This is a genomic window from Exiguobacterium artemiae, assembly GCF_033342815.1.
Taxonomy (GTDB): domain Bacteria; phylum Bacillota; class Bacilli; order Exiguobacteriales; family Exiguobacteriaceae; genus Exiguobacterium_A; species Exiguobacterium_A artemiae_A.
Genome location: NZ_JAWPEN010000002.1, coordinates 254,628 through 267,835 on the forward strand (window position 1 = coordinate 254,628; position 13,208 = coordinate 267,835).

A 13,208-nucleotide genomic window follows, 5' to 3' on the forward strand; every position below is an offset into this window, starting at 1 on the left:
CGATGGATAGCCATTATCATACGATTTTAGTTGCAGTCGACGGCTCCAAAACCGCGGATTTAGCTTTTGAAAAAGCCGTCCAGTTCGCAAAGCTCGACCAAGCGAAACTCGTCATCACGCATGTCATCGACATTCAAACTTTTGCGAATGTCCGTGCGAATCAACGATTCATCGATCAAAATGTCACGGAATACGCCCAGGAACTGCTCGATAAATATCAAAACCGGGCGGTCGAGGAAGGGGTAACGGAAGTCGAACTAGTCATCGAAAGCGGATCGCCGAAAACACTGATTCCTAAAGTCATCGCACCGCGTGTCGGAGCGGGACTGATTGTCTGCGGTGCTGTCGGAATGAATGCAATGGAACGCATTATGATCGGAAGTGTCTCTGAAAACATTGCCCGTTATGCGAAGTGTGATATCTATATCGTTCGCCCGAAAACACTCAACTGAATCAAAACGTAAACAGGCTGCTTCGATCATCTATCGAAGCAGCCTGTTTGATGTCCTGTCAGATTGTTTTAAGTCAATAAATAATAAAAAATTCCTAAGATGATCAAAATGACCGGTAACAAAACTAAATACATCCAGGACATGTTTTTGGCTGTCTGGCTGTTGCTGTAAGTTTCTTCGTTTCGACTCTGTCCGACCATTAACGTAAAAATAAGTCCAAGTACACAGATTACTAAAGCAATCCAAAATAATATGGTCATGTTCAGCCCTCCTTCATTCGGATGAATCCTCTCTTTCATCATAACGAAAATTGGGTGTAAATGTCAGAGTATTTGTGACAGTTTGGAGTTGACGCAATCTGGTTTAGGGGCTAAACTACTGGTATGAGTTTAGGGGGTAAACTAATCATGAAAGAAAATCTTCGGGAAGCCGTTCAGTTATTTGAAGAAGTGATGATTCATGGGACGGAACGTGTCTTGAAATCAGTCGATTCACCGGTGTGGCGTCTCTATTCACCGGAGCAGCTGCATTTGTTAAAGCTGGTCGGTAAATACGGACCGATTGCTTCCGGGTGGATTGCCGTTATCCAAGGGGTTCATAAAAGTGCGATTTCCAATCGTCTGAAAAAGTTAAATGAACACGGCTTGGTGGAGGTCGAACGTTCAGAAGATGATCACCGGACCAAGCGGATTATTTTGACGGATGCCGGAAAAGAAGTCGTCGAAGCTTCAGATCAAGCGATTTACAGTTATTTGGAACAGTTGATTGATGGAAAGGTCGACGATGATGAAATTAAACAATTCATCGAGACGTTCCGAAAAGTCAAAGCCATTTTAAAGATTGAAGATTAATTCAGAAAAACAGACAAAGAAGAGGTGGAATGGGAATGCGACAAATCGTCAAATGGCGTTGGCCAATCGTAGTCGTCTTGTTGCTTGCGACAGTCGGATTATTTTTAGCGGCACCAAACTTATCAAAACAGGCAGAAGATGCGGGTGCCATTCAGCTCGCGAGTGACACGGATTCACAACGGGCAGCCGATATTTTAAAGGCAGCCGGTGCAAGTGAAGAAACGATTTCGCTGGTTATCCCGTTAAAGGAAGCCGTCACGAAACAGGATCGGACCGAAATCGGTCAAATCGTCAAAGATTTGGAGAAATTGGATAAACCGGTGACGGGAGTTCTCGATCCGTTTGAAAGTAAGGAAACGGAAGGACAATTGATTTCAAAAGATAAAAAAACGGTCCTCGTTCCGATTACCGTCGATGGTTCGCAGGAAGAAATCACGGCACTCGCTGAAGACATCCGGAGTGATCTCTTACCGGACGACCGGACGATTTATCTGACCGGTGAGTCACTGATCAATGCCGATGTTAATAAAAGTTCACAAGAAGGATTGAAACGAACGGAATTGATCACAGTCGGTCTGATTTTTGGTCTGTTGTTAATCGTGTTCCGTTCGATTGTCACACCATTTGTTCCATTATTCGCTGTTGGGGTGACGTATTTAATGAGTCAATCGTTTGTTGCCTTTTTCGTCGATTGGTTCGGATTCCCTGTCTCGAACTTCACACAGATTTTCCTTGTTGCGATTCTCTTCGGGATCGGGACGGATTACTGTATTTTGCTTCTCAGCCGGTATAAAGAAGAATTGACAGCCGGACACGATGTCGAGACAGCCATCGTCAACACGTACAAAACAGCGGGACGGACGCTGCTCATCAGTGGTCTTGCCGTCCTCGTCGGGTTCTCGGCAATCGGTTTTGCTGATTTCCCGATCTTTAAATCGTCGGTCGCCGTTGCAGTCGGGATTGCGGTCTTATTATTGGTTCTCTTTACACTGGTGCCGTTTTTCATGGCGACGTTAAAAGAGAAACTGTTCTGGCCGTCGAAAAATGCGGCGAGTCACCAGGACAGCCGTTTGTGGGCACGGTACGGAGGATTATCGATTCGTCGTCCTTTACTTGCGATGGCAATCGTCGCGGTCGTGACGATTCCGACCTTGTTCACATATGATGACGATCTGTCGTTCAATACTGTTGATGAGATTGGTGCAAAATATGAAACGGTCAAAGGATTAAATGCCATTTCAGACGGCTTTGGTGCAGGTGAGTCATTGCCGGTCAATATCATCCTGAAGGACGATCAGAACATCGTGACTGAAAAAACAGTTCCGTATGCAGAACAGTTGAGCCGTGAACTCGTCAAACTGGATGGGGTCAAAGCCGTTCGTTCGATTTCGCGTCCAACGGGTGAAGTGATCAACGATTTATACGTCGATCAACAACTAAAACAAGTAGCATCCGGTCTGACGGATGCAAAAGATGGACTCGGTGAAGTCGGACAGGGTCTTCAGACTGTAGAAGACAACTTACAGACTATCAGTGGTCAGCTTCCGGCCGGAGATCAAGCGTCGGCAGGAGCAGCACAGCTGCAGCAGGCCGCAGACGGTCTCGGTCAAATCAATCAACAGTTAACGCTTGTTGGTCAAGGGTTACAATCTGCGGAAAACATTCCGCAAACTGTCGGGACATTGACAGCATTATCCGGTCAATTGACCCAAATTCAAACGGGGATCGCACAAGCGGCAACCGGGATTGAAACACAAGGTGCACAAGCCGGTCAACTCGGTACCGGATTAACCCAACTGGCGGATGGTGTCGGATCTGCCAATGCAGGGCTTGGTAAAATTGAAGACGGATTAACGGAAGCTGCCGATTTCCTGAAAGAGATGGGGAACTCCAAAACGATTCGCGGTACCGGGATGTTCATTCCGAAAGATACCTTAGCGAGTAAAGACTTCGAACCTGTCATTGACCGTTATACGATTGATGATCAAACCGGTCTGAAATTCGAAGTCATCCTGAATGATGATCCGTATTCACCGGAAGCGATCGAAACGGTTGCTGCCATCAAGAAAACGACAGCGAGCACACTGAAAGATACACCGCTTGAACAGGCACAAGTTGCGTACGGCGGTATCTCAAGCATCAACAGTGATTTAAATGATACGTCTAAAGCCGATTTTTCACGGACGGTCGTCATCATGATCATCAGTTTGTTCATCGTCCTTGCGATCATGTTCCGTTCATTGATCATGCCGCTGTTTATGATCGGTTCGCTCCTGTTGACGTACTATACGTCGGTATCGATTGCTGAACTGATCTTCGTCAACGGTCTTGGTTATGACGGCATCAGCTGGGCGGTTCCATTCTTCGGATTCGTCATGCTCGTCGCGCTCGGGATTGATTACTCGATCTTCCTGCTCGACCGATTCCGTGAAGAAACAATTAACGGACTGGAGACAAATGAAGCGATGTATATCTCGATGAAGAAGATGGGATCCGTCATCATCACAGCGGCCATCATCCTTGCCGGAACGTTCGGCGCGATGATGCCGTCCGGTGTGCTGAGTCTGGTTCAAATCGCTACAATTGTCATCACAGGTCTGCTCCTGTACGGATTGATTGTCTTACCGCTCCTGATTCCGGCGATCACGGTATCGTTTGGACAGGGTGTCTGGTGGCCGTTCCGTCCAAAACAGAATAAGAAGTAATACACACGAAACAGTCCGTCCGGTCATCATCCGGATGGGCTGTTTCGTTATACTAGAGACAGGAGGCGATAAAGATGCAACAGTTTAAACAATTGACGAACCGGATCTGGTATCAAACGCCCGTCAGTGAAACGGATCGGCCGATTGTTGCCGTCATTACGGGGGATGAGCGGAGTCTTGTGATTGACGCCGGAAACTCAAGTCAGCATGCGGCACTCTTTTTGGATGAGGTGGAAAAACACGGATTGAGACGACCGGATCTCGTGGCATTAACGCATTGGCACTGGGATCATATATTTGGCATGAAACAGATGGCTGTACCAACGATTGCAACCAACCGGACAGTCGAAGAAATGCAAAAAATGCTCGATTACGAATGGTCGGATGAGGCACTAGAAGACCGGATCCGCCAAGGTATTGAAATTCCGTTTTGCGCCGATGCAATCAAGCTGGAGTTCGGAAAGGAACGGGACATCGAAGTCATCCTGCCGACAATTCGTTTTACAGGGGAACTGGAAATCAGTCTCGGAGGCGTGACATGTCTGTTGCGTCAAGTAGAGAATGATCATTCACCGGGGAGTGCGATTGTCTACATTCCGGAAGAACGTGTCTTATTTTTAGGGGACGCGATGTATGCGGATATTTTTTCAGCCGAGTGGAATTATACGGTTGATCAGATGACACGGTTGTTGGATACTATTGCTGCGTATGAGGCGGATTATTATGTCTGGTCTCACGGCGAAGCCATGACCAAAGAGGCGTTTGAGCAAGAAGTGCACATCTTACGCCAAATCATTGAAGTAACGCAACAAGCGACAGGCCATCTATCGGGGATGCAACGACTGTACCGGGAACTCGTCGGACGGGAACTGACGACAGATGAAGAAGAAACGCTTGTCTTTTTCGCGAACGGTACGAAAAAATAATAAAACGAGCAGGTCCTTTCCGGTCACCCCGAGAATTCCTTATGTATAAGATAGAAAAAAATGGATTTTAGCAAAGGAGTTCTCATGATGGACCGTAAGCCGGAAGATCGGAACGAAACGGCCAACCGTGTTTTTTTCGGAACAGCCAACATCTTTACTGTCATTTTAGTCATTGGGTTTGCCCTATACCTGCTGTATCAATTGTATTGGAAATGATTCAATCACCCTGGGTTGCAGGGTGATTTTTTTGTTTTAGGGGAGTGCAAGCGAACCAGATATTGGGTAATCCTTAATTGAGGACAAAAAGAGAACTCACAAAAAGGAGGCACTTCCCCATGAAACGCATCCAGATTGCCGACTTTGATCGTCGTATGCCGCCACTTGAATTGCGAGAGATGGATGATTATTACGAAGCGGTATTGGTATCAAACTATGATGAATCGTATCCTTCAACCCAAGTACGGACAATTCAGTTGGCGGATATCTATGTCAATCTTGTCATGACTGAAAAAGGTGCACATCTCGTATCCGCCCTTTTTTTAAAGCCGGTTGAAGTTTCGGATATCGTCGCGTGGATGCAACTCTACACGATCAGTTTTGCGACGGCGGACGCGACCGGATATTACGTGGAACAGGCGGATGAAATTTTAGAAATCGTTTTATATCAGGGAAACCCGATTGTCATTGCGACGAGGGGAACCGATCGATTGTACTATGAGACTGAAGGAGCGATTGAGATGCGGCGGGAATCAAGTGAAGTCATCGGAAAAAAACCTTTGCTGTATTTAAACGGAGAAGCCCGTTTTGGAGTGCCTCACCTGGAATTCAATCCGAGTCAGGATGAGATTCATGTCAACGGCACATTTTTGTTCGCGGATTATATGGACACGTATCAGGGACATGTCGGATTTTTCCGGAAAACTGATCCGGATCTCCCGGTCGTCGTGTTAGTCGGAACAGCGATCATCGAAATGGAACTGACAGAAAATCCGGATGGAAGCCGTGTCCTTGTCATCGAACAACCATATGATGAAGCGTGACTATAAAGCACAATGAGATCGTGTGAATTGACCCGGGTGTTGACGGAAAAGTTAAATCATAACGAATCTTCAGGTAACCATGAAATCCCTTACAAAATATGCGAGAATAGAAATAGAGACAAGAATGGAAGGGATGCGGGACGAACATGGTTAAAGAGCTGCCACGAAATTCCAAGTGGATGCGTTCCTACAATCGGGCACTGGTATTACGTTTGATTCGGATGCATCAACCGATTTCACGGGTGGAACTGGCACAACAAACAAAACTGACGAAACCGACCGTTTCGAATATCGTCGGAGAACTGATTGCCGACCAACTCGTGACAGAGCGTGAACTCGGCGTCTCAAACGGAGGACGAAAGCCGATTTTGCTTGAACTTGTGGCAAAAGAACAATATGTCATCGGGATTGATGCGACAAGTCACCGTTTCATCGGAGTCATCGCGGATTTAAGCGGAAATACGATTCACGAAGTGGAAACGATGGGTAAATTTGATACAAACGAAGAATTAATGGAGGCTGTCGTTTTGTTGTGTGAAGAACTGATTGAGGCGACGGAGCAGGTCGGAACGATTCATGGCATCGGAATATCCGTTCACGGGATGGTCAATCCGGAGACCGGAGTGATTCTGTTTGCCCCTCGTTTTCATCTCCATGATGTGGCGTTAAAAGAACATTTGGAGCAACGTTTTCCTTATCCCGTCTTCATCGAAAATGATGTCCGGGCTCTCGCTTCATTCGAATTGTTATTCGGAGAAGGTGTCGGAGTGGATCAATTTTTCTACCTGTATGCCGGAGAAGGGATCGGGGGCGCGTATGTCCTGGACGGGAAGCTGATTGACGGCGAAAATCACATTACAGGTGAGGTCGGGCATATGCGGCTTGATTTGGACGGCCCTATCTGTTCCTGCGGGAATCGAGGATGTCTCGAAGCATTGGCTGGGGAAAAAGCGTTGTTGCGTGATTTTGAAGCCATTGACCCGCAAGTCAAGACACTGACGGAACTGAGAAAACGTCTGACGGACGGGGATCCGTATGCGAAAGCCGCATACCACCGGGCCGGCGAATACATCGGAATCGGTGTCCTGAATACGATTCATCTGATCAATCCGAAACGTATTTTACTTGGAGGACCGATGTTTGAACTGGCGCCTTCCATCGTTGACCAAATCAAAGAACGGGTTGAGCACACGGCCTTGACGACGGCTTCACGTGAAACCGATGTCAAAATGGTCCCCTGGAGTGAAAAACAAGGGGCACTCAGTGCAGCGGCACTCGCAACAAACAGTATTTTTCAAACCATTTAAAACACAGCTTGCTGGATGACGGTGTTTTCACCGGATCCAACAAGCTTTTTTTTATGAAAAGAGCAAAGAAAAAAATATTTTTTGAAACCGTTTACAAAACAAAACAGCATATGCTATAGTTTTCTTAAAGTTAGATAATAAATTTAATTTACTAAGTTTTCATCAACTAGTGGAGGTGGATGCAGACCGGCAGGGACCGGTTAAGCTGAAACAGAAAGAAGGGGGCGTCGCGCAGATGGAAACAGAGGATTTATGGGTTTCCTACCGTGAAGCTTTCGGGCGTTACGGAGCAATCCGTGGCTTTTACGTGAACCGTTTGACAGGAGACATGACGGAACAACAGCCGGGAGATAAGCGGTCTGCAAATCAAGACGGCGTGCTCGTTCGGCCACGACAAGATGGAGTCTTTCAATTTCGAATGTCGTCCGTACAAGGGGTACTGACGATTCGGTCTTCAGAACTTCATCTTCGAAAAAATGAGAACGGATACATTGAACTACGCGTGTTGATGCAACACATGCGCACCGCCGGTTGTTTGACGCTCGGTGGAGAATTTTATCTGTTCGTGACACCGGAAGTGGACACGCTTGACTATCGTCTGCGACTGATTGCACGGGTCTTGATTCAACTCCAACGGATGCCGATTGGCATGGAAGTCATCGAACAATGGTGTCGACACGCAAAGCTTGAAGGGCAACAGCTGAGAAAGTACGCTTGACCACTCACATACAAAAGGGGATCACTCACATGAAATTCAAAAAAACCAAAGTACTTGCAGCCGCATCAGTTCTGACATTATCGGCATTACTTGCCGCTTGTGGTGGCGAAGATGAAAAACAGGCAACAACAAAAGACGGAAAAACCATCATTTCCTGGTGGGGTTGGGCACCTCAGCCTGAAGCGGGTAAGGAAGTCGTCGATGCCTTCAATAAATCACAAGACAAATACGTCGTCGAATTCAAACGGTACAGTGAAGATTACGAAAAGCAACTTCAAGTCGCGATGTTATCTGGTAAGGGACCAGACATCATCGGCTTAAAAGAACCAATGATTCAACAATACAAAGACCGTGTCGTACCGGTCGATTCTTACATGGATAAAGCAGCCGGCAAAGGATGGAAAGATAAATTCGTCGAGCTCGGAATTGATCAAACGACGATTGACGGCAAACAATATGCAGTTCCAATCGGCTTTACGGGTCAAGCCTACTTGATGTACAACAAAACGATGCTTGATAAATACGGCGTGACGCCACCGAAAAACTACAAAGAAACAGTCGATGCTGTCAAAAAGATCAAAGCGTCCGGTGATAAAGTCATTCCGTTGATGCTCGGAGCAAAAGATGCCTGGATCGATATCGATGTCTACAACGTCTTAAGCCACCAGGTAGCACCGGGTTACATCCAAAAAGTCTTGTCCGGCGAAGCGAAATGGACAGACGACGAGATGGTCAAGACAGCGCAAATCTGGCAAGATCTGTTTGAAAAGAAAGTCTTCCAAGAAGGTGCACTCGGACTTGCGACATACAATGACGGGATGAACCAGTTCTTCGATAAAAAAGCAGCAATGTGGGTCATCGGTTCATGGGAAGCGCACTCGATGACGACAGCTGAGAAAAAAGACAAATGGAAAATCAAAGATGAGCTTGGCTTCACACCACTTCCAAACCTTGCAGGTGGAACAGAACAACCAATCATCGCATCAATCGACATGGCGCTTGCCGTCAACAAAGAATCAAAACAACAAGAAGGTGCAGCTGAGTTCGTTGCCTTCATGAGCCAAGGTGAAGGACAGGAAGTCTACATGGGCGAGTTCGAAATGGCACCGGGAATCAAAGAGGTCAAAATTGATTCAGATGCAGCCTTCACATCCGAAGGGGAAAAAGAGTCGTACAAAATGCTGAACGAAACACTTTCTAAAGCTGTAGCAAGCCGTGGTATCCGTGATACAAAACTTAACGATATCCTCGGTAAGGAACTTCAAAACATCGCGACGGGTCAAAATCCGAAAGAAGCACTCCAACGTGTTCAGGATGCAGCCGATCAATCGAAAAAATAAGAACGATACAGTGAAGTGGTGCGCCCTGCGTGCCACTTCCTGATTTTTAAGATTAAGAAAGTGGGGAAATCGTTATGCAGACAGAGCAACAAGAATTGCCGATCAAACCAAAAGCGGAAACGCTGAAACCAGCACCCCGTTCAAACGTTCCGAAAAAGAAAAGAAAAGGCAAAATGAAGCAAAACATGGTCGGTTGGGCGTTCGTCGGACCCATCGTCCTGTTTGTCGTCGCGTTTATTTATTACGGGATTTTCTATAACGCGTATAACTCCTTCTTCTCATGGGACGGGATTTCGTTCGATAAAGTCTTCGTCGGGTTTGAAAACTACGCGGAAATGTTCCGTGATCCGGATTTCTATCTCTCGCTTAAAAACACGTTCATCTTCACGATTTTAACGGTTACGATTCAAGCCTTTATCGGTCTTGTTCTCGCGTACTTCCTGCACACACAGGGACCGTTACGGACTGCCATGAAATCGGTCTTCTTCTTCCCGGTTGTCCTGAGTCCGGTTGTACTCGGTGCCGCGTTCTCACAAATTTATGACTTCCAATTCGGTTACATCAACGAATTTCTCCGGGCAATCGGTCTCGGCAGCTTAGAACAAAACTGGCTGGGTGATCCGGATATCGCGTTGTACTCGGTCATTGCCATCAACATCTTCCAATGGACAGGTTCATCGATGGTCATGTACTACATGGCGATGCTGACAATTGAAAAAGAAATCTTTGAAGCCGCTAAAATCGATGGTGCCGGATTCTTCCGGACGCTTTGGAGTATCGTCTTCCCGAACTTAAAAGGAACGACGTTCACGTTATCGATTCTCGGTGTAATCGGTGGTCTGAAGACGTTTGATCTGGTCTGGATCACGACGGCCGGTGGCCCCGGTTCTTCAACAGAATTCATCTCGACGTACCTGTTCCGTAAATCGATGCTGCAACAAGAAGTCGGTTTTTCAAGTGCCGTTGCCATCATCTTGCTGACAATCGCTTTACTGATTACGTACATCCAGTTACGTGTTCAAAAGAAAATGGATAACTAAGGAGGAACGTCCCATGAATGTAGAATCTAAAAAAAGCCGTTGGGTAATCAACCTCGTCCTGATGCTTGCTTCGATCGTCTGGCTGTTCCCGATCTTTGTCATGTTCAAGGAGAGCTTACGTGTCAACGGATTTGAAAACTATATCGCAACGCTGCAAAACCCGAACTTCCCGACATTCGTCTTTAACAGTTTCTTCGTCGCCTTCTTCATGATCATCATCTCGATCACGATTCTCGCGTTTGCAGCATTCGCCTTTTCGAAACTCGAATTCGCCGGAAAACGTCTGTTGTTCAACATGGTACTTGCCGGTCTGATGTTACCGGTCGCTTCCATGATCGTTCCGTTATTCTTCACGTTACGGTCGTTTGACGGTCTGAATAACCACTGGGGCTTGATCGGGGCGGAAGTCGCATTCTTCCTGCCGTTCGGTCTGATGCTGATCAAAGGATATTTTGACGAGCTGCCAAACGAACTCATGGAAGCCGCGTACATTGACGGCGCGACGATTCTTGAAGTCTTCTTTAAAGTCATGTTGCCGCTTGCGAAACCGGCACTGGCAACAGCGTTAATCTATGCTTTCCTCAACTCGTGGAATGAGTATTTGATGGTCTTGACGTTCATGACGGATCCGGCTTATCAAACGGTCACGATGGCACCAAGCTTCTTCAAAGATGCGCTCGGCGGTGATCCGGGGAAAATCTATGCGTCACTCGTATTAATCAGTTTACCGACAATGGTCTTCTATATCTTCTTCCAACGTTTCTTCCAAAAAGGAATGACGGCAGGTGCAGTAAAATAATTTGTTTTGAGTCAGGGGGAGCACAATGTATTTAGGCGTCGATTATTACCCGGAACAAACTCCACGTGCGTTATGGGAGGAAGACTTCCGATTGATGAAAGAACTTGGTGTCAACGTCGTTCGGTTGGCGGAATTCGCCTGGACGATGATGGAGCCGGAAGAAGGAGTTTACGATTTCCGGTTTTGGGACGATATCATCGAACGCTTGAGTGCCGCCGGTTTTGATATCGTCCTCGGGACACCGACGGCGACACCACCGGCATGGATGTGTCACAAGTATCCGGAGATTCTTCCGGCAGACGAGCATGGCGTGACAATCAGCTTCGGAGCCCGTCGCCACTATACGGTTCACAGCGAAACGTACCAACGTTTTTCCGTTGCCATCACGACAGAAATGGCGAAACGGTACGGGAAACATCCGCGTGTCATCGGCTGGCAGACGGACAATGAATACGGCCATGAGAAATCAGACCGTTCCTACAGCGATGTCGACCGGGCTGCTTTCCAGGTTTGGCTCAAAAACCGTTATGGCACGCTTGATGCGTTAAATGAAACATGGGGAACCGTCTTCTGGAGTCAGACCTATACGGCATGGGAGCAGATCCCGGTGCCGCGGAAAGTCTATCAGGAACATAATCCGTCATTACTCGTCGACTTCGACCGCTTTTGTGCTGACGGTTACAACCATTACAACAAACTGCAAGTCGATGCCCTCCGGGAACACATTCATCCGGATGCCTTTATTACCCATAACCTCGTGTACAGTGATATGGCCGTCAATCAACAGCAGATGGCACAGGATCTTGATTACGTCGCCTTTGACAACTATCCGGTCTGGGGTGGATTGCCGGAACCGAACCGGTTCGAGAAGATGGCGAGCGATCATGACCTTTGCCGCTCCTCAAAACAAGGGAAAGGTTTTTGGGTGATGGAGCAACTCAGCGGCGCGCAAGGCTGGAGTAAAATCGGTTACTTGCCGCGTCCCGGTCACATCCGGTTGTGGACGTATCAGGCGGTCGCACGTGGTGCGGAAGCTATCGTCTATTTCCGTTTCCGGGCGGCTTTGTTCGGAACAGAAGAGTTTTGCCACGGGATCATCGATCACGATGGAAAACCGAAGCGTAAATTCAATGAAGTCAAACAAATCATGACTGAACTGAACACGTTTGGTGACGAGATCAATGCAAGCCGCTATCAGGCGGAAGTTGGCGTCTATTTTGATCAAGAGAACGTTTGGGCCTGGACCCATCAGCCGCACAGTGATGCGTTTGATTTCCGGACCGAGTTCGTCCGGTTCTATGGTGGTGCTGTCCGGCGTCAAGCGTCGACGGATATCGTCTTCCCGGGGGACAAACTGGATCAATATAAATTAATTATCGTTCCGCTGTATTTCCTGACGAATCCGACGTTTGACCAGTCGTTAATTGATTATATGGAGCAGGGCGGACACGTCATCTTTACGTACCGGACCGGTGTCAAGGATCCGCATAACAATGTCCTGCCACTGACGTTGCCAGGGAAGTTCGCACCGTACGCAGGAATCGAAATCGATGAGTACGAATCGTTGCAGGCCGTGCAGGAAAACCGGGTGGAAGGGATTGGTGCCTTCGAAGGACAAGGTTCACCGGCCCGTCTCTGGTGTGATTTGATTACACCGACGACAGCTGAACCGCTTGCTGTCTACCGCGATACGTTTTATGACGGCGTCGCTGCCGTGACACGCAACGAATACAAAGGAACGATTACCTATATCGGCGCATCGATCGACGATGCGATGATCGATACAATTTACCGGCAAGCATTTCTTGATGCCGGTGTTCAAACGTTTGAAGCACCGGATCAAGTCGAGATTGTCCGCCGTCACGGGGAAACACGTGATTTTCTCTTCCTGATGAATCACGATACGAAAGCAAGCCGGGACGTTGTGCTCGATGCTGCCTATCAAGAGTTAAATACGAACGAGACATACAGTGGAACAGTGACGCTCGCCCCACTCGAGACGCTGATTCTGACAACGTAAGGAGGAGAAC

13 protein-coding genes are annotated in these 13,208 nt (G+C 47.5%); 12 read left to right on the plus strand and 1 reads right to left on the minus strand.

Annotation, left to right across the window (positions count from 1 at the left end):
• The first annotated feature begins 2 nt into the window (after window positions 1-2).
• Entirely contained in the window at window positions 3-452 is a 450-nt protein-coding gene (locus tag R7V76_RS03840) for a universal stress protein (RefSeq protein WP_318091339.1), read from the plus strand.
• Window positions 453-520: 68 nt separating this feature from the next.
• Here R7V76_RS03840 and R7V76_RS03845 read toward each other — a convergent pair whose 3' ends face one another.
• A complete protein-coding gene (locus R7V76_RS03845) occupies window positions 521-712 on the minus strand; it encodes a hypothetical protein (RefSeq protein ID WP_318091340.1) in 192 nt (63 codons plus the stop codon).
• Between the two features lie 147 nt (window positions 713-859).
• Between R7V76_RS03845 and R7V76_RS03850 the strand changes: the two genes are divergently transcribed.
• From R7V76_RS03850 to R7V76_RS03900, 11 genes are all read left to right on the plus strand, one after another.
• Complete coding sequence (locus R7V76_RS03850; RefSeq protein WP_318091341.1) at window positions 860-1,303, plus strand: MarR family winged helix-turn-helix transcriptional regulator; 444 nt, start codon at window positions 860-862, stop codon at window positions 1,301-1,303.
• 35 nt (window positions 1,304-1,338) lie between these two features.
• Window positions 1,339-4,008, plus strand: a complete 2,670-nt coding sequence (locus R7V76_RS03855; protein ID WP_318091342.1) for an MMPL family transporter — start codon at window positions 1,339-1,341, stop codon at window positions 4,006-4,008.
• Window positions 4,009-4,082: 74 nt separating this feature from the next.
• Window positions 4,083-4,934, plus strand: a complete 852-nt coding sequence (locus R7V76_RS03860) for an MBL fold metallo-hydrolase (RefSeq protein WP_318091343.1) — start codon at window positions 4,083-4,085, stop codon at window positions 4,932-4,934.
• An 87-nt stretch (window positions 4,935-5,021) separates the two neighbouring features.
• Entirely contained in the window at window positions 5,022-5,150 is a 129-nt protein-coding gene (locus tag R7V76_RS03865; protein ID WP_318091344.1) for a hypothetical protein, read from the plus strand.
• Between the two features lie 119 nt (window positions 5,151-5,269).
• Window positions 5,270-5,974: a hypothetical protein gene (locus R7V76_RS03870; RefSeq protein WP_318091345.1), complete on the plus strand. Its 705-nt coding sequence runs from the start codon at window positions 5,270-5,272 to the stop codon at window positions 5,972-5,974.
• A 179-nt stretch (window positions 5,975-6,153) separates the two neighbouring features.
• Entirely contained in the window at window positions 6,154-7,281 is a 1,128-nt protein-coding gene (locus tag R7V76_RS03875; protein WP_318091346.1) for an ROK family transcriptional regulator, read from the plus strand.
• 235 nt (window positions 7,282-7,516) lie between these two features.
• On the plus strand, window positions 7,517-7,999 hold the full coding sequence (locus R7V76_RS03880; protein WP_318091347.1) for a hypothetical protein: 483 nt from the start codon (window positions 7,517-7,519) through the stop codon (window positions 7,997-7,999).
• A 29-nt stretch (window positions 8,000-8,028) separates the two neighbouring features.
• Window positions 8,029-9,339 carry an ABC transporter substrate-binding protein gene (locus R7V76_RS03885; protein WP_131503376.1) on the plus strand — a complete coding sequence of 437 codons (1,311 nt, stop codon included), beginning with the start codon at window positions 8,029-8,031 and terminating at the stop codon, window positions 9,337-9,339.
• Between the two features lie 74 nt (window positions 9,340-9,413).
• The gene (locus R7V76_RS03890) at window positions 9,414-10,379 is read left to right on the plus strand and encodes a carbohydrate ABC transporter permease (RefSeq protein ID WP_114597049.1); all 966 of its coding nucleotides are present in this window, start codon (window positions 9,414-9,416) and stop codon (window positions 10,377-10,379) included.
• A gap of 13 nt (window positions 10,380-10,392) precedes the next feature.
• The gene (locus R7V76_RS03895; RefSeq protein WP_026829378.1) at window positions 10,393-11,178 is read left to right on the plus strand and encodes a carbohydrate ABC transporter permease; all 786 of its coding nucleotides are present in this window, start codon (window positions 10,393-10,395) and stop codon (window positions 11,176-11,178) included.
• Between the two features lie 25 nt (window positions 11,179-11,203).
• Window positions 11,204-13,198, plus strand: a complete 1,995-nt coding sequence (locus tag R7V76_RS03900) for a beta-galactosidase (protein WP_318091348.1) — start codon at window positions 11,204-11,206, stop codon at window positions 13,196-13,198.
• Window positions 13,199-13,208 lie beyond the last annotated feature (10 nt).